This is a genomic window from Oceanicaulis sp. HTCC2633 (assembly GCF_000152745.1).
In the GTDB taxonomy this organism is placed as follows: domain Bacteria; phylum Pseudomonadota; class Alphaproteobacteria; order Caulobacterales; family Maricaulaceae; genus Oceanicaulis.
In genome coordinates this window covers 2,377,101-2,393,748 of record NZ_CH672428.1, presented here as the reverse complement: position 1 = coordinate 2,393,748, position 16,648 = coordinate 2,377,101, and the positions used below count along the sequence as shown (strand labels likewise).

Sequence of the window (16,648 nt, the reverse complement as noted above, 5' to 3'; positions counted from 1 at the left end):
GCCAAAATGGCGACGCTTGACGACTACGACAAGAAACTCCTGCGCCTGATGCAGGAAGACGCGAACCGGACAGTCCAGGACTATGCGGACGCCATCGGGTTGAGCGCCACGCCCACCGCCCGCCGGATCCGGCGCCTGACCGAAGAGGGGGTGATCCACAAACAGGTCACCTTGCTGGATCCCGACGCCCTGGGGCTGAAGACCACCCTGTTCATATTCATCAAGACCAGTCGCCACGATGCAGACTGGCTGGACGCGTTTTCAAAAGGCGTCCGGCGCATGCCCGAAGTGGTGGAGTTCTACCGCATGGGCGGGGATGTGGATTATCTTCTGAAGATCATGCTGCCCGAGATTTCCGACTATGACGCAGTCTACAAGCGCCTGATCTCCATCGCACCGCTGTCTGACGTGTCGGCCTCCTTCGCCATGGAAGCGCTCAAGAACACGACCGAGCTGCCGCTCTGAAGCGAGAATGCGCCACGAAAAAGGGCGGGCCCCAGGGCCCGCCCTCTTGCTGTTCGCCGCAAGGCGGCTATTGCCCCAGGCTCAGCGGATAGCGCAGCTGGAAGCGCGCCGAGTTGGCCTCGAAATCCTCCTGCCCGATGCCGGACACGCCGACCGACAGCTCGAACACCGCGCCATTGCTCAGCGTGGCGGCGACGCCGAGCTCACCATCGGCGCGCAGATCGGACTCGCTGTTCATGAACGCCCCGGTCTCGCTCAGAAGCTCTGCCGGCTGATAATCCCAAACGGCCCGAAGCTTGGAACGCAGCTCCCAACGCGCGCCCGACGCGCGTTCCTGACGCCAGACCAGTTCCGGACCTGCCGCAAGGCGGCCCAGCGCGATGCTCTGGCTCGGAATGACAAAGCCCAGGCTGTCTGTATAGCCGTCCTGGGTTTCCTCGAAATGGGTCAGCGTGGCTTGCGGACGCACCAGGAATGCGCCGTGTCCATACTCACCGGTCAGGTTGGCCTGGAGCATCCAGCGATCCGTCTCGAACTCATCCTCGTAAAGGCCGAGCGGATTGACGGTGTTGGAGCTCGTTCCATAGAGGGCGAGACCGTCAAGGATGACGCTGTCCGCCACGCGCCAGACCACGTACGGGCCCGCCATCCAGCCTTCGCCGTCGACACGGGCGCCCGTGATCGCACCCGCCTCTTCAAAGACCTCCTGAGCGGTCTCGTCCATCCAGTCCATCTGGACCATGGCGCCGACCAACAGTGCGTCCGACACGGCCCAGTCGAGGCCCAGTTGCGCCACACCGAAATCGCTTTCCGCGCGTTCACCGGCCCGGTTGTCCGAAACGCCTGACAGTTCAGCCGACAGCCACACGTCCAGGCGGCCCACATCGTCACGCATGGAGGACGGCATGCCTGGCGCATCGGAATGACGCGCCTTGGCCTGGTTGCGAGCCCCGGCCAGAGAGGCGGTCAGGGACATGGTGTAGCGCCCCTGATCGACATTGGCCGCATACTGCCCTGCGCCCATGGACTCCCGCGCGCTCAAACGCGTGGACAGGTCCGGCGCGGCGTCAATCAGACGATCCGCCCGGCGCAGCATGAAGTTGCGGATCGCCCGCTGGGTGGCCAGCTGCACCGCTGCTTCATCTCTCACATTCTCGAAAGTGCAGACCAGGTTCTCTTCCGGATCCAGGTCGATCTGGATCGTGCCCGTCGCGAGATCCACCTGCGAGCCTCCATCGAGATCACCCGCGCAGCTGATGGACTCGACGCGCCATCCGGCCGGCGACGTCTGCTGAAGGCTGACCTGTGCGCTGTTGAGCTCGACTGAAGTCGATTGCGCATAGCCGTTCACGGTCGTCAGGGTCAGTCCGTCAAACTGGGACAGGCTGGAGGCATAGGTGAAGTCCGCATCGCCGGAGACGCCTGACGGCGTGGTCGAGACAATCTGCAGCGAGCCTTTCTGGCTGACCAGCATCAGGTTCACGGGAATGCGCGCCAGCACGGTTTCCTGAACCGCCTGAACGCCCGCGCGTCCCGCGCTCGCGCCACCGAAGACGCCTTCACGGACCACGGTCACCGTGCCCGTATAATCGCCCGCTTCCAGAGCCGCCGCCTGATCGTTCACGGTGACCGTGAACTCAACGGATGCGCCGGCCGGAATGACGCCCTGGGCCGGAGTGACGGTGAGCCAGCCTACGTCTGCACTGGCGCTGAAGCGCACGTCGGTAACGCCGGGATTGCTGACCGAACTCTGCACCTGGGCGCCCACAGGCGAGGTGACATCGATATTGACCTCGACATCGATCTCGTCTTGCTGGCTGACCGCCTCGACGCTCAGTTCGCCCGCATCGCTGGGATTGCCCAGCAGGTCCTCAACCGCGCCCGCCGCAACCGTCATGGTGATGACGCCAAAGGTCTGGGGCTGGATCGCAACCCTGAAGCTCCGGGTGTCGATGCGGCTCAGATTGCTGGCCTCGCCATTGGTCACGGCAAGATCAGACAGCGCCAGATCGGTCACGTCCTCATCAAAGGCGATCGTCAGCGTGAAGGGGCCGACAACCTCGTCGCTCAATGCGGTCAGGGTGGCTGCCGGACCGGAATTGTCGAGCTCGATGCGCGATTCATCGGTGTTCGTCGGACCTTCGCCCGCGAACGCATTTCCCCAGACATCCACGATCGAGGACGGCGTCACGAGCTGCAGCTGGACCTCGCCGTCGAGATCGGCCAAGTTTCCGCCGCTCGCTGTCACCGCATAGGTCCGGCCTGAGCCTGAAACGGAGAGGCTCACGCCGCTCGCGCCGGCCAGAGTGAAGCCCGAGGCGTCAACGCCCGTCACATCCTCATCAAACTCGACAGTCCAGCTCAGCGTATCGTCGGCCGTGCGCAGATCCGTACCCGCCACGACATTGCGCAGCACGGGCGCCTCGCCATCTGCGGCAAGGGTCAGGGTCGAACTTGCGGGATTGGCATTGCCGGCCGCGTCGATCACGCTGCCCGCCTTCACCTGGACCGAGACCGGGCTGTTGCTCTGGGCCGCCAGAACCAGCGTGTATTCGGAGGGGCTGACTTCGGTCAGCTCTTCCAGGCTGGCATTGGTGAGCGTGACGCCCGTGCGGCCGAACCGCCTCACATCCTCGCTGAAACGGACCGTGACAGTCACGGCTGCGCCCACAGACGCCTTTTCCGAACTCAGGGTCGCGACCGGAGCAGTGTTGTCGATCCGGATCTGGGATTGATCCGGGCCGCTGGGCGCGCCGCCTTCATAGGCATTGCCGGAAAGGTCCAGGATCGCATCCGGGTCAGAAATCGACAGGGCGATGACGCCGTCAAAATCCGCCAGCGATCCTCCGGACGCCGTGACCTGATAGGACGCGCCCGAGCCTGAAACAGACAGATTCGCATTCGTGCCCCCGGAGAGCGAGAAGACATCTCGCGTCACCCCGGTCACCTCTTCAGAGAAGGTGACGTTCCAGTAGACAATATCCAGCGCCGTCACCGAGCCCACGCCGCTCTGGATTCCGGACAGGCCGGGACCCGATGTGTCGGTCTCGAAGGTCAGGGTGTCCGATGCGAGGCTCTCATTGCCCAGCGCATCCGTCACTGCCCCAGCCGCCAGTGACACGGTCAGCTCGCCACGGCCGCCCGGGGTGATCTCGACGGTGAACTCCGTTTCGGACACCGTCCGCAAGGCGTTCACGCTGGCGTTGGTCAGCACGAAGTCGGACAGCTGAAGACCCGTCGCGGGTTCATCAAACGCGACCGTCACCGTGAAGGGCTCACTGGCGTCGCCGGTCAGATCCGAACTGAGGGTCGCAACCGGGCCGGTATTGTCCAGAAGATAGGTCTCGGCGCTCGACGGCGCGCCGCCGTCAAGATCATTGCCGGCCAGGTCGACAATGGTCGGGTTGGGCAGCTCAAGCCCCACCACGCCGTCGTAATCGGACAGGTCGCCGCCGCTCACCGTGACCTGATAGACCCTCCCCGAACCGGAGATGGCGCTTACGGAAGCCGTCGAGCCGGTCACCGCGAAATCGGTCACATCCACACGCCGGACCGCTTCGCTGAACTCCAGCACCCAGGTCAGGGCGTTCACATTGGTGCGTTCATCGGTGGGTGACGCCCGGCTGACCAGATCCAGGGTCGGCGCGGTGAAATCCGTCGGCGCCACATCATCGGTGGTGATGGTGCCGGTCCCGGTGGCGTCCCCGATCGTCGCGTTCGACGGCTTGGAGAGCGTCAGGATCACCGTTTCGTCAGGCTCGATCGTCGCATCGCTGGTGACGGTCACGGACACGGTCTGGGTGGTGACGGACGGGTTGAAGGTCAGCGTGCCCGTGGCCGCGGTGTAATCGCTTCCCGCCGTCGCCGTCCCGTCCGATGTGGCGTAATCCACCGTGATGGTCTGGGACGAGGCCGGCGCCATCGTCACGGTAAAGGTCAGGGTCGCCGTGCCGGCATCGCCTTCCAGAACGCTGGGGTCATCAACGCTCAGCGAGGGCTGGGTCACGGTCAGGGTGGCGGACGCCGTGCCTGAATTGCCCAGATTGGAGGTCAGATTACCCGTTGTGTTCGCCTTGGCGCCGGTCGTGCTGGCGGTGACATCCACCGACACCGTACAGCTCGCGCCGGCCGAAACGGTGCCGCCTGTATAGGCCAGCGAGTTCGCGCCATTGGTCGCCGTCAGCGTGCCCCCCGTACAGGTGGTGCTGGCGTTTGGCGTGGTCGCCACTGTCACGCCGGCCGGCAGGTTGTTGCTGAAATCAAGCGAGGTGGCGGCCACGCCGATCGCGGAGTTGTCGATGGTTTAGGTCGCCGTCGAGGTTCCGCCGGTCAGCACCGAAGTCGGGGCGAACGCCATGGAAAAGCCGGGCACGGCCGTGGCCTTGGAAACCGTATCCGCCGAGCTCTGATTGGTGACGTTGCCGGCACCGTCCGTCAGGGTCGCGGTCAGGGTCAGCGTGCCGTCCGGCAGGCTCGACACGTTGACGGTCACGTCCTGCGTCGCCGTGGTGATGGTTCCCGTGCCGGTCACCGGCGTGCCCCCGCCCGAAGAGCTGATCGAATAGGCGTAGGTCGTCCCGGTCTCGGCAGTCGTGAACCGGATATCGTTCGAGGTTTCGTTGGCCTGCGTGATCAGACCGGCCTGGAACGCCACGTTGAAGGCGGCGGGCGCCGTATTGTCGACGGTATGCGTCGCGCCGGACGTGTAGGCGTTCGGGCCGCTATTGCCCACTGCATCCTGGATATTGGTGGCCGCATCAAGATCAAGCCGGATCGTGCCGTCGCCGCTGATGGTGTTCACGGTTACGGTGACCGTGGTTCCGGTCGCCGAAGAGACGGACGCGATCGTCCCGGTCGCGGTGCCGGTCGTGGTCAGCGAGAAGTCATCGGTCGAAATGTTCTGGGCGGCCTCCGAGAAGGTCACCGTGAAGTCCACACTGGTCGCATTGCCGGCGGGCGAGCCCGCCACCACGATGGAGTTCACCTGCGGCGGCTGGGCCTCCTTGGTCGCGGTGTCCGTCGCCGCCGAACCCGCATTGCCCGCGCCATCAGTCAGCGTGACGGACAGCGTCAGCGTGCCGTCACCCAGGCCACTGACATCAATGCCCGAAATCTGATCCGTCGCCGTGGAGATCGTCCCCGACCCGGTCACGTTCGCGCCGCCGCCAGACGAAGAAATCGTATAGTTGTAGTTGGCAGCGACTTCAGCCCCGGCAAAGGTGAAACTGGTCGCGGTCTGGTTCCCCGCATTCACCGGATCGTCATCCAGCGTCACCGAATAGCCCGCCGGCGCCGTGTTATCGAGGGTGTAGGTCTCGTCCGTGGCGGGCTCGGTGTTGGGCAGGGCGTTGCCGGCCGCATCCGTAATGGTGGGCGCGGCGGCGTAGTTGAGCCCCACAGTCCCGTTATAGCTGGCGAGATCGCCGCCAGACACGGTGATGGCGATGCTGGTTCCGCTGGCGGCCGACACGCTCTGAACCGTCGCCGTCGTCCCGGTGACCGCAAAATCGGAGGTGTCCACGCCGCTCACGGATTCGGAGTAATTGGCGGTGAACACCAGGGAATCCGAAGACGTGGTCGCGCCGGCGGGGGTGGTGCGCACGAACGAGGTGGTCGACGGCGCCGTGCCGTCCCGGGTGAACACTTCACGCACGCCGGTCGGCGTCGTGCTGGAGAGCGCGTTGCCGGCAATGTCGGTGATGCCATGCCCGCCATTCAGGGTGATGGAGAAATCCCCATCGCCCGACAAGGTTCCGAGCTGCACATTGATCAGGGTCGGGCTGCTGGTTCCATAGCTTGATACCGAGCCCGCCGCCGTCCCCGACACATTCTGGAACGCATAGTCCGCCTGGCTGGAACCGGCGATCGCCTCGGAATATGTCACCCGGAAAGCCGCATTCGCCGCCGACGCGCTGATCGTCTGCCCGGTGGGCGAGAGTCGGGTGATCGAAGTGATATCCGGCGCTGTGGTGTCGATCGTGATCGACAGCGCGCTGGACGCGGCAGACACATTGCTGGCGGCGTCCGTGGCCGTCGCAGTGATCGTATGCGCGCCCTCAGCCAGAACCCCTGACGTATAGCTCCAGTTGCCGGAGCCATCCGCCGTGGTGCTGCCCAGTGGACCGCTGAGGGTGGAGGATACCGTTACTGTGGCATTGGCCTCCGCCGTACCGGTGAAGGTCGGCGTCGTATCATTGGTGATGTTGTCGGTGTTGCTGGAGCCCGTATCAGACCCCGCGTCCAGATCCGGCGTGGATGGCGCGGCGGGCGCTGTGTTGTCCAGCGTATAGCTCTCATTGGCGCCCGTCGGCGTGGTGTTGACGAGCGTATTGCCTGCCGGGGTATCAGCGATGTCTTGCGTGCCTCTAAAACCGAGGCTGACCGTACCCGTATAGCTGGCCGTATCACCGCCAGACACGGTAATGTCATAGACGGCTGAACTGCCAGATACGCCGAGTGCAGCGCCGCTAACGCCCGTAACCGTGAAATCAGCACTCGAGACATTCTGCACCGCCTCGTCAAAGGTGACCCGGAAGACCAGTGAGTCCACGCTGGTGATCGCTGTCGCCGGCGTCTGACGTACAATGGAGGTGACACGCGGTGCGGTCACGTCGGGAACAGTGGGAGGAGCGACCGCGAAATCGTCGAAGAAACTGCCATCAAATCCGTTGGCCGAGGTGGCGGTAATGATGACGTATCTTACGTTGTTAAAACCAGAATTGGTCAGGCTGATGGTTTGCGTTCCTGAGGGGACTGAAAAGGATTGCGTCTCCACAACAGAATTGCTGGCGTCATACCCCCTGACCGTAATGTTGTATGTCGAAAATCCGTTCACGAGGATGAACGAATTCAGATCAAAATTGTCTCCACTGTAATCGATAGTGAAAGTTTCATCTTGAGTGGCGCTTTGAACCCACAGCTTTCCTTGCCGCGCATCACTCTCGTCAAGACCGTAGAGATTACCGGAATAGTCAAAGGTGAACCCTGAATTCGCATAGGGCTTGCCAAGTAACAGCGCCGGATCGGGAAAGCCCGCAGCGTTAAAATCAATGCTTTGGGATGACCCCAGATCCTGAGCGAGCGCCGTGGCGCTGAAGAGCGAAAGCCATGCGAAAAGCACAAGCCCCTTCACGGACAAAATCAGTTTGCTGGTCATGGTTCCCCCAACGCGCACAGCGCGCCCTGTCTGATGCTGGCGCGCACAGCCTATAGTTTAATTAGGGGCATGAAAATCCCCAATAAGGGGATATTTTGATCGACTCGAAAGAGAGCTAAGGCATTAAAATGTAAAAGAAATTATTGACGCCCTGCAGTTTGGTTGCACTGGCGGGGACTCTTTTTCGCAGTTCTTCAAGCCCGGAAATTGAGCGCGATCAGCCAAATCGGCATCGTGGCCGACGACTAGTCGAGATCGAGATCCGCATCGTCCTCATCCCGACGCTGACGCTCATGTTCGAGCCCCATGCCCACCGCAATGCCCGCGCCGGCGGCGTCGCGCGGGGTCACCTTCGGACGCGTGCCGCGCATCAGGAACTTGTACAACGCCCAAGGCGCCAGAACAGCGCCCGCAGCGAGGGCCGCGAACACCCCCCAGCCCGGCAATCCAACCGGCTTGATCTGGAGCAGGACGGCCAGAAGGACGATCAGCAAGGCGCCGGACAGGATCAGCGCGAGAAGGCGGGTGAAGAATCTGGACATGACGCCAGACTAACGCGGTTAACGCGAAATGGCTTCACTTTTCGATGTGCGCAATCGCGGATCAGGCGCTTTGTTTCGCGTCCGCCTGATAGGTCAGCGCCAGGAAGACATCCTCAAGATCCGGCTCTTCGGTGCGCAGGTCGGCGATCCGCTGGCCCGAGGCGCGATAGGTCTCGATCATGTCCGCCACCGAGGCTTCGCCGAAGCGATAGGTGATGGCCAGAGAGCCGTCAGGGCGGATCACCGCCTCCTGCTGTTCAAAGCCTGCCGGGACGGCCTTGAGGGGCTCCACCGGCTCGATCACCAGGGTCTTCTTGTCCATGCGCTTGAGAAGATCCGCCTTGGGCTCGCAGGCGACGACTTCGCCATGATTGACGATGGCGATCTGGTCGCACAGCTCCTGCGCTTCCTCGAGATAGTGCGTGGTCAGGACGATGGTGACGCCGAGCTTGTTGAGTTCGACCACATAATCCCAGAGCTGGCGGCGCAGCTCGATATCCACGCCGGCTGTTGGTTCATCAAGCACCAGCACAGGCGGGTTGTGCACCAGCGCCTTGCCAACCAGAAGGCGGCGCTTCATCCCGCCCGAGAGCTGACGCACATAGGCGTTGCGCTTGTCCTCGAGCCCCAGCGCGGCGAGGATTTCCTCGGTCCGGCGCTCGGCTTTCGGCACGCCGTAAAAGCCCGCCATCAGCTCCAGCGTCTCATAGGGCGTGAAGAACACGTCCATATTCAGCTCTTGCGGCACCACGCCGATCGCGGCGCGGGCGCGGCGCGGATCCTTGTCGATATCCAGGCCCCAGATCTTCGCCGTGCCGGAGGACTTGGTCACAAGGCCCGCAAAGATATTGATGAAGGTGGATTTGCCCGCCCCGTTCGGCCCCAGAAGCCCGAAGATCGAGCCGCGCGGGATCTGCAGGTCCACCCCCTTGAGCGCCTCTTTCGCAGGCGCGCCCTTGCCGCCGGGATAGGTCTTCTTCAGGCCATAGGCTTCAAGGGCGAATTCGGGCTGGGCGTGTGACATGGGCGGGCTCACGGTCTGCAAGCGGAACGGGAGGAGAGCGCGTGCGCAATTGACGCCTGCACACAGCGCGTCTTAAGACGGAGCGGACCCTAGCGGCGTGCGCGGGCCTCGTCCATGTCGCAACGCCGTCTATCTTCTTCAACCGGACCCTCTTTACAGACCGGCAGAGCGCATCATGACCGACACCAACGCCTCCTCCCTGCCCGCCCCCGAAGTGATCGTGGTCGACCAGAAGCGCGTCATGTGCGACGGCGGCGGCGGCGCTCTGGGCCATCCGCGCACCTGGTATGAAATGGGCGACGAGGATTTCGTCGAGTGCGGCTATTGCGACCGTCGCTTCGTGCTGCGCGGTTCGAAAGCTGACCCCAAGGCGTAAGCCCTTTTCTCAAATGTCATGGCGATATTCCGGTTTCGATTGATCCCGGAAGCGCCCTCCCTATACCTGTGTGAAAGACCGCAAAGGGGGGAGCGCGATGAGCCAGGCGAACACGTCGGCGATGCGTCAACGGATCGGACTGATCACAGGCCTTGTGATCGCGGTGGGATTGCAACTCCTGCCCGTGCCCGAAGGGCTGGACCGGTCCGCCTGGCTGCTGGCCAGTCTGGCCCTGATGATGGGCGCCTGGTGGGCCAGTGAAGCCATTCCCATCGCGGCGACCGCGCTCGTCCCGCTGGCGCTGTTTCCCGTCTTTGGCATCCTAGGGATGCGCGACGCCTCCGCCCCTTATGCCGACCCGATCGTCATGTTGCTGCTGGGCGGATTTATCGTCGCCCTCGCCATCGAGCGGTGGAATCTGCATACCCGCATCGCGCTCAATATCGTCGCCGCCTTCGGCTCGCGCCCCGCGCTGATGATGCTCGGTTTCATGACCGCCACCGCGATCCTCTCGATGTGGATCTCAAATACTGCGACCACGCTCATGATGATCCCGATCGCCCTCAAGGTGGCTGACGCGCTCAAGGATGAAGGCGTGGATGCAGGCCAGTTCGCCCCGGCGCTAGCGCTCGCTGTCGCCTATTCGGCGTCGGTCGGTGGGATCATGACGCCGGTCGGCACGCCCACAAACCTGATCGCCATGGGCTTCATGCAGCGCGAATACGGCTCGGTCATCAGCTTTCCCCAATGGATGATGCTCGGCCTGCCCGCCGCCCTTCTGATCATCCCGTCCATGTGGCTGATCCTCACCAAATGGGTGTTCCGGGTCGATGGCCACGCCCCCAATGAGGCCGGGCGCGAGATCATCCTCCAGCACAAGGCGGAACTGGGCCGCATGACCACGCCCGAGCTGCGGGTCGCGCTGGCCTTTGGCGTGGTGGCGATCCTGTGGATGGGCCGGGTGCTGCCCGGTTTTCTGATCGGCCAGCCCGATATCAGCTTTGGCTGGAATCCCCTGCTGGCCTGGATCAGCACCCAGCTTGAATTTCCGATCACGCTGAGCCTGGGCAATGCCCAGATCGCGATGGCGGGCGCGCTCGCCATGTTCCTGATCCCCGCCGGCGGCAAGTCCGGCAAGGGTCAGGCCCTGATGGACTGGGAGAGCGCCAAGCGGCTGCCTTGGGAAGTGATCCTCTTGTTCGGCGGCGGCCTGTCACTGGCCGCGGCCATTCAGGCGACAGGGCTCGCGGAATGGATCGGCTCACACCTTGAGTGGGTGGCCAGCCTGCCCCTGCCGCTGACCGTTCTGATCCTCGCCTTCATCGTGGTGTTCCTGACCGAGCTGACCTCGAACGTCGCGACGATCTCGGGCTTCCTGCCGGTGCTGGGCGCGGTCGCCATCTCGGCCGGCGTGCCGCCCGAACACCTGATCGTGCCCGTGGCCCTGTCGGCGAGCTGCGCCTTCATGCTGCCGGTCGCCACCGCGCCCAACGCCATTGTCTACGCGTCTGGCGCGGCCAGCATGACCCAGATGATCAAGGCCGGCTTCCGCATCAATCTGGTCGCCGCGCCTCTGATCGCGCTGGTGAGCAGCCTGATTAGTGGGGTGGCGTTTCCGGGTTAGGGTGGGGCTTCCGATTGCCCCCTCACCCGACGCCGCCTAGGTTAGCGCTCCCTCGCTGAACTGCCGCCGGAGCGCTGTCATGGCCGTTACTCGTCCTGTTGATTCTTCCAGCCATGTCTATCTGGTGGACGGGTCGGGCTATATCTTTCGCGCCTATCACGCCCTGCCGCCGCTGACCCGGTCGGACGGCACGCCCGTGGGCGCGGTTCAGGGCTTCTGCAACATGCTGTGGAAGCTGCTCGAAGACCTCAAAGGCGAGGACCAGCCGACGCACCTGGCGGTGATTTTCGACCATTCGTCGAAAACCTTCCGCAACGAGATCTATGACCAGTACAAGGCCAACCGGCCCGACCTGCCCGAAGACCTGGTTCCCCAGTTTTCCCTAATCCGCGAAGCCACCCAGGCGTTCGAGCTGCCGTGTATCGAGATGGAAGGCTTTGAGGCGGACGATCTGATCGCGACCTATGCCCGCCTTGCCGCCGACAAGGGCGCGCGCGTCACCGTGGCCAGCTCTGACAAGGATCTGATGCAACTGGTCAATGATCAGGTGACCCTGCTGGACCCCATGAAGTCCAAGCGCATCGGCCATGACGAGGTCATCGAGAAATTCGGCGTCGCGCCCGACAAGGTGGTCGATGTGCAATCACTCGCCGGTGACAGCGTCGACAATGTGCCCGGCGTGCCCGGCATCGGCATCAAGACCGCCGCCCAGCTGATCCACGAATATGGCGATCTCGATACCCTGCTGGAGCGCGCGGGCGAGATCAAACAGCCCAAGCGCCGCGAAAAGCTGATCGAGAACGCCGAGAACGCCCGCGTTTCGCGTCTTCTGGTGACGTTGAAGCCCGATGTTCCGATCACGGATGAACTGGATGTGTTCGGCGCGGCGGACCCGGATGCGGAAAAGCTCGTGGGCTTTCTCAAATCCATGGAATTTCGCACCCTGACCCGCCGGGTCGAGGAAGGGCTGGGAGGGCCGGTTGCCGATGAGACCGGCGACGCCACAGCGCCCGTGGACCGCTCCAAATACGAGACCGTCCAGACCGTCGAGGCGCTAGAGAAATGGATCGAGAAGGCCAAGCACGCCCGCGTTATCGCCGTGGACGTGGAGACCGACGCCCTCTCCGCCGTCGCCTCGCGCCTTGTGGGCGTGTCCCTCGCTACCGCGCCGAATGAGGCCTGCTACATCCCGCTGGGTCATGAAGGCGGTGATCTGGCCGATGGCGGCATGAAGCCCGACCAGATCGACGAGAGCGAAGCGCTCGGACGGCTCAAGGCGATCCTGGAGAACGACGCCATCCTGAAGGTCGGTCAGAACTTCAAGTACGATCTGGCGGTATTCCAGCGTTATGGCGTCCGCGTCGCGCCCTATGACGACACCATGCTGATCAGCTATGTGCAGGCGGCGGGCCTGCATAACCATGGCATGGACGAGCTCGCGGAGCGCCATCTCGGCCACACGTGTATCTCGTTCAAGGAGGTGTGCGGCACAGGCAAGTCCCAGAAGCGCTTCTCCGAGATCGATCTCAAGACCGCCACCGAATACGCCGCCGAGGACGCGGACATCACCCTGCGCCTGTGGGAGCTCTTGAAGGCCGGCCTTGCAGGCAAGGGTCTGTCCACTGTCTACGAAACTCTGGAACGCCCGCTGCCGCAGGTGCTGACCGATATGGAGCTGGCGGGCGTCAAGGTGGATGTGGCCCAGCTCTCGCGTCTGTCGTCGGACTTCGCGCAGAAAATGGCCGAGGCCGAAGAGACCGCCCATAAGCTGGCGGGAACAAAGTTCAATCTGGGCAGCCCCAAGCAGATCGGGGAAATCCTGTTTGGCGAGATGGGCCTGCCCGGCGGCAAGAAAACCAAGTCCGGCGCCTGGTCGACCGACGCCGCCGTGCTCGACGAGCTGGCCGCCCAGGGCCATGACCTGCCCAAGGCGCTTCTGACCTGGCGGCAATTCTCCAAGCTCAAATCCACCTATTCGGACGCCCTGAAAGACGCGATCAATCCGAACACAGGCCGGGTCCATACCAGCTTTTCGCTGGCCGCAACCACCACCGGACGCCTGTCGAGCTCGGAACCCAATCTTCAGAACATCCCCATACGGACAGAGGAAGGCCGCAAGATCCGCGAAGCCTTCACCGCCGAGCCCGGCCATGTCATCGTCGCGGCCGACTATTCCCAGATCGAATTGCGGCTGCTGGCCCATATCGCGGATGTGGAAGCGCTCAAACAGGCCTTCCGCGAGGGCCAGGACATTCACGCCCTGACGGCGTCCGAAATGTTCGGCGTGCCGCTCGAGAACATGGACCCGACCACGCGCCGGAACGCCAAGGCGATCAATTTCGGCATCATCTACGGCATTTCCGCCTTCGGCCTCGCCAACAATCTCGGCATCGGGCGCGATGAGGCAAAAAGCTATATCGACAGCTATTTCAAGAAGTTCCCGGGCATCAAGGACTATATGGACGCCATGAAGGACGAGGCGAAGGCCAAGGGCTGCGTGAGCACCATCTTCGGCCGCCGCATCCATCTGCCCGGCATCAAGGACAAGAATCCGTCCGTGCGTCAGTTCACGGAACGTCAGGCGATCAATGCTCCCATTCAGGGCGCGGCCGCGGACATCATCCGCCGCGCCATGGTGCGCATGCCGGGCGCGCTCAGCGATGCGGGCCTGAAGACCCGCATGTTGCTGCAGGTGCATGACGAATTGGTGTTTGAGGCGCCCGAGAGCGAGGCCGATCAGGTCATCAAGCTGGTCACCGAAGTGATGAGCACCGCAGCCCTGCCCGCCCAGAACCTGTCCGTGCCGCTGGAAGTGGAAGCCAAGGCCGCCAGCACCTGGGGCCAGGCGCACTAGATCAGCTCAGGCGCAGCGCTTCGCCCGGTCGCAGGGTCAAGACCTCAACGCCGGTCGCGGTGACGGCGACTGTGTGCTCGAACTGGGCGGAAAGCTTTCCATCCCGGGTGACGACCGTCCAGTCATCGTCCTCGGTATAGACGTGTCGGCTGCCCTGATTGAGCATGGGCTCGATGGTGAAGACCATGCCTTCCCGCAAGCGCATGCCGGAGCCGGGCTTGCCATAGTGCAGCACCGACGGCTCTTCATGCATCTCGCGCCCGATGCCGTGACCGCAATACTCGCGCACCACCGAATAGCCGGTCTTCTTGGCGTGCCGTGAAATCGCGTGGCCGACATCCCCGAGATGCGCGCCGGGCCGCACCGCGGCGATGCCCTTCCACATGGCGGCTTCGGTCGCCTTCACCAGACGCCGGGCGGCGGCGGACGGCGTTCCGATCATGTAGGTCTTGCTGGAATCGGCGATAAAGCCGTTCTTTTCCAACGTGATGTCGAGATTGAGGATGTCGCCGTCCCGGATGATCGTCCCGGCATCCGGCATGCCATGGCAGACCACGCTGTTGAGCGAACAGTTCAACACATACTGATAGCCATACTGGCCCAGGCTGGCCGGGCGCGCCTCAAGCGTGTCGACAATGAACCGCTCCACGCAATCATTGACCGCCAGCGTGCTCATCCCTTCGAGCGTCAGCCCGTCCAGCATTTCAAAGACCGACGCCAGAAGCCGTCCCGAATGACGCATCAGCGCGAGCTCGTCCGCTGTCTTGACCATGTCAGGCGACGCTTCGACGCGTCAGATCCAGTTCGGCGGCCTCATACTGCATCCGCACGATCTCGTTGAAGGTCAGGGTGGGATGAGCTTCGGCCAACATGCCGATCTTCAGCCAGAATTCCGCCTGCGCATTGATGGACCGGCACATGGCCTTGCTGCCGCGGCGGATATCTTCGTGCAGCTCATCATCAATTTTCACAATGCCCATCACTAGCCCTCGCGCGAATATATGAAACATATATGTTTCGTATATTCTCTGAAGCGCCGCCGTGCAAGCCCTAGCGCAGCGGATCGAGCGCGCCGCCGACGCTGGTATTGACGCGGAACCAGCCGGGGATGGCGTAGCGGGTCGCCAGCGACCGGCGCACCTCGTGCGGGATGACTTCGGACAGCATTAGCACCAGCCCGCCGCCTTCAGGCTCCAGCTCCGCCACAGGCGGCACGTCGTCGAGCCGGCTCATATCCGGACGACCGTGTTCATCCAGCGGTGCATGCTCCCACACAGCCAGCTGGCCGCCATCCGCGCTTGCCCAGTCCCTGTTCAGATACGCCACCATGGACACCACACGCGCGCGTTCGGCCCGGCGCCCGGTAAAGGCGCCTGCGCTGGCGGTGGGCAGGGTGAAGGCGTCCATATGGCGCGCGTAAAACCCGCCCGGCGGATAGACGGCGAAGTGCGCCTCGAATTCGAACAGGCCCAGGAACAGGCGGCGGTTCATCGCGATGCGCAGGGCGTCCGCGCCTTCCATGAAGCGCTGCTGCGCCGCGCTGGCGCCATCAAGCCAGGCGATATGGGTCTTGCGGATGGACAGCGCCTTCGTCTCGTTCTGCGCCCGCCCGACCCGCCCCATATGGGTCTCGCCCGCCTCTTCCAGCGCTTCAGCTTCCAGACGCAGGGCCGCGACCAGCTCGGGATCAAGCGCACCGGGCGCATGGGCCCAGCCGCGCGTTTCCAGATCCGCAAGCAGGCTGGCGGTCAGATTGTCAGAGAAGAATGGCTTCGGGCAGACGACAGCGTCCAAATCCGGCGGCTCCGTTCAAAAGGTGCGCGCTTTTGAACCCGGAACCCCGTCTTGGCAAGTCAAATCTGAAAGCTGCAGCCTAGCCCAGAAGAAGCGCATGAAGCGCCGCAACGCTCTCGGCATAGGCCGGGGCCTTCGCCCGGACGGGCGCGCGCAGGGCGACGCCGCCAAAGCCGATAAAGCTATCCGCCGCGCCCTTGTCGAAGGCCTCGTAATCGGTCATCCCATCGCCGACCATGATGGCCAGCGGCTTGCCGAACAGGGTCTTGAGAGAGGCCACGACCGGCGCCTTTCCGCCCGAACGCGACAGCGGATTCTGGCGATCGAATCCGATGACCTCATCCCCCTCATAGACGAACCGGTTGGCGCGGATTTCGCCATTGGCGAAGCCGAGATCGGAGAGCGCAGGCTCGACCAGGTCCACAAATCCGCCCGACACCGCCGCCACGTCATTTCCGCGCGTGCGCAGGGCGTTCAGAAGCTCGACCATGCCCTCTGTCAGCTGGGTCCGAAGCCGCTCCCGCGCGGCCTCGACCGCCGGGCGCGTCAGTCCGGCGATCGCCAGACGCTGTTCAAGCGAGCTTCTGAAATCGAGCTGGCCGGCCATGCCCTGATCGGTCAGCGCCTTCAGTCGCGCCGTCCGCTCCGCGCCATCAGGCGCGCTCGAGAGCGCATGCTCGACGGCGAAGTCGAGGCTCTCGACCTTCAACAGCGTGGAATCCACGTCAAAGACAATCAGCCGGCTCATCTTGCCCTCGTGCTTGCAAGGCCAGCGATGTACGGCAAGCGCGCCGGACTGGCCAGAGCCGGGCG

The 16,648-nt window shown here is 63.6% G+C and carries 12 protein-coding genes; 4 read left to right on the top strand and 8 right to left on the bottom strand.

Annotation, left to right across the window (positions count from 1 at the left end; all coding sequences use genetic code 11):
* The first annotated feature begins 6 nt into the window (after positions 1 to 6).
* Positions 7 to 465 (top strand): Lrp/AsnC family transcriptional regulator, encoded by a 459-nt coding sequence (locus tag OA2633_RS11405; RefSeq protein WP_009802706.1) that lies wholly within the window; start codon positions 7 to 9, stop codon positions 463 to 465.
* Positions 466 to 532: 67 nt separating this feature from the next.
* Here OA2633_RS11405 and OA2633_RS15510 read toward each other — a convergent pair whose 3' ends face one another.
* The 4 genes from OA2633_RS15510 to OA2633_RS11385 all read right to left on the bottom strand — a co-directional run bounded on the left by OA2633_RS15510 (position 533) and on the right by OA2633_RS11385 (position 9,187).
* Positions 533 to 4,744: an Ig-like domain-containing protein gene (locus OA2633_RS15510; RefSeq protein ID WP_009802705.1), complete on the bottom strand. Its 4,212-nt coding sequence runs from the start codon at positions 4,742 to 4,744 to the stop codon at positions 533 to 535.
* A gap of 24 nt (positions 4,745 to 4,768) precedes the next feature.
* Complete coding sequence (locus tag OA2633_RS11395) at positions 4,769 to 7,621, bottom strand: S-layer family protein (RefSeq protein WP_009802704.1); 2,853 nt, start codon at positions 7,619 to 7,621, stop codon at positions 4,769 to 4,771.
* 245 nt (positions 7,622 to 7,866) lie between these two features.
* Positions 7,867 to 8,163: a hypothetical protein gene (locus OA2633_RS11390; RefSeq protein WP_009802703.1), complete on the bottom strand. Its 297-nt coding sequence runs from the start codon at positions 8,161 to 8,163 to the stop codon at positions 7,867 to 7,869.
* A gap of 61 nt (positions 8,164 to 8,224) precedes the next feature.
* Positions 8,225 to 9,187, bottom strand: coding sequence for an ABC transporter ATP-binding protein (locus OA2633_RS11385; RefSeq protein ID WP_009802702.1), 963 nt, complete (start codon positions 9,185 to 9,187; stop codon positions 8,225 to 8,227).
* A 175-nt stretch (positions 9,188 to 9,362) separates the two neighbouring features.
* Here OA2633_RS11385 and OA2633_RS11380 point away from each other — a divergent pair, with 175 nt between their 5' ends.
* The 3 genes from OA2633_RS11380 (at position 9,363) to polA (ending at position 14,041) form a co-directional block, all read left to right on the top strand.
* The gene (locus tag OA2633_RS11380; RefSeq protein ID WP_009802701.1) at positions 9,363 to 9,563 is read left to right on the top strand and encodes a zinc-finger domain-containing protein; all 201 of its coding nucleotides are present in this window, start codon (positions 9,363 to 9,365) and stop codon (positions 9,561 to 9,563) included.
* Positions 9,564 to 9,660: 97 nt separating this feature from the next.
* Positions 9,661 to 11,187, top strand: a complete 1,527-nt coding sequence (locus tag OA2633_RS11375) for an SLC13 family permease (RefSeq protein ID WP_009802700.1) — start codon at positions 9,661 to 9,663, stop codon at positions 11,185 to 11,187.
* A gap of 79 nt (positions 11,188 to 11,266) precedes the next feature.
* A complete protein-coding gene (gene polA / locus OA2633_RS11370) occupies positions 11,267 to 14,041 on the top strand; it encodes a DNA polymerase I (RefSeq protein ID WP_009802699.1) in 2,775 nt (924 codons plus the stop codon).
* A 1-nt stretch (position 14,042) separates the two neighbouring features.
* Here polA and map read toward each other — a convergent pair whose 3' ends face one another.
* From map to OA2633_RS11350, 4 genes are all read right to left on the bottom strand, one after another.
* On the bottom strand, positions 14,043 to 14,813 hold the full coding sequence (gene map, locus OA2633_RS11365; RefSeq protein ID WP_009802698.1) for a type I methionyl aminopeptidase: 771 nt from the start codon (positions 14,811 to 14,813) through the stop codon (positions 14,043 to 14,045).
* A gap of 1 nt (position 14,814) precedes the next feature.
* Positions 14,815 to 15,021 (bottom strand): ParD-like family protein, encoded by a 207-nt coding sequence (locus tag OA2633_RS11360; protein WP_009802697.1) that lies wholly within the window; start codon positions 15,019 to 15,021, stop codon positions 14,815 to 14,817.
* 70 nt (positions 15,022 to 15,091) lie between these two features.
* A complete protein-coding gene (locus OA2633_RS11355) occupies positions 15,092 to 15,835 on the bottom strand; it encodes a 2OG-Fe(II) oxygenase (protein ID WP_009802696.1) in 744 nt (247 codons plus the stop codon).
* A gap of 79 nt (positions 15,836 to 15,914) precedes the next feature.
* Positions 15,915 to 16,583: an HAD-IB family phosphatase gene (locus tag OA2633_RS11350; protein WP_009802695.1), complete on the bottom strand. Its 669-nt coding sequence runs from the start codon at positions 16,581 to 16,583 to the stop codon at positions 15,915 to 15,917.
* Between the last annotated feature and the right edge of the window lie 65 nt (positions 16,584 to 16,648).

What these genes read in the sequence shown, in the direction of transcription:
- OA2633_RS11405 (WP_009802706.1), top strand. Translation starts at nt 7, where the DNA reads ATGGCGACGCTTGACGACTACGACAAGAAACTCCTGCGCCTGATGCAG.
- OA2633_RS11395 (WP_009802704.1), bottom strand. Translation starts at nt 7,621, where the DNA reads ATGACCAGCAAACTGATTTTGTCCGTGAAGGGGCTTGTGCTTTTCGCA.
- OA2633_RS11390 (WP_009802703.1), bottom strand. Translation starts at nt 8,163, where the DNA reads ATGTCCAGATTCTTCACCCGCCTTCTCGCGCTGATCCTGTCCGGCGCC.
- OA2633_RS11385 (WP_009802702.1), bottom strand. Translation starts at nt 9,187, where the DNA reads ATGTCACACGCCCAGCCCGAATTCGCCCTTGAAGCCTATGGCCTGAAG.
- OA2633_RS11380 (WP_009802701.1), top strand. Translation starts at nt 9,363, where the DNA reads ATGACCGACACCAACGCCTCCTCCCTGCCCGCCCCCGAAGTGATCGTG.
- OA2633_RS11375 (WP_009802700.1), top strand. Translation starts at nt 9,661, where the DNA reads ATGAGCCAGGCGAACACGTCGGCGATGCGTCAACGGATCGGACTGATC.
- polA (WP_009802699.1), top strand. Translation starts at nt 11,267, where the DNA reads ATGGCCGTTACTCGTCCTGTTGATTCTTCCAGCCATGTCTATCTGGTG.
- map (WP_009802698.1), bottom strand. Translation starts at nt 14,813, where the DNA reads ATGGTCAAGACAGCGGACGAGCTCGCGCTGATGCGTCATTCGGGACGG.
- OA2633_RS11360 (WP_009802697.1), bottom strand. Translation starts at nt 15,021, where the DNA reads ATGGGCATTGTGAAAATTGATGATGAGCTGCACGAAGATATCCGCCGC.
- OA2633_RS11350 (WP_009802695.1), bottom strand. Translation starts at nt 16,583, where the DNA reads ATGAGCCGGCTGATTGTCTTTGACGTGGATTCCACGCTGTTGAAGGTC.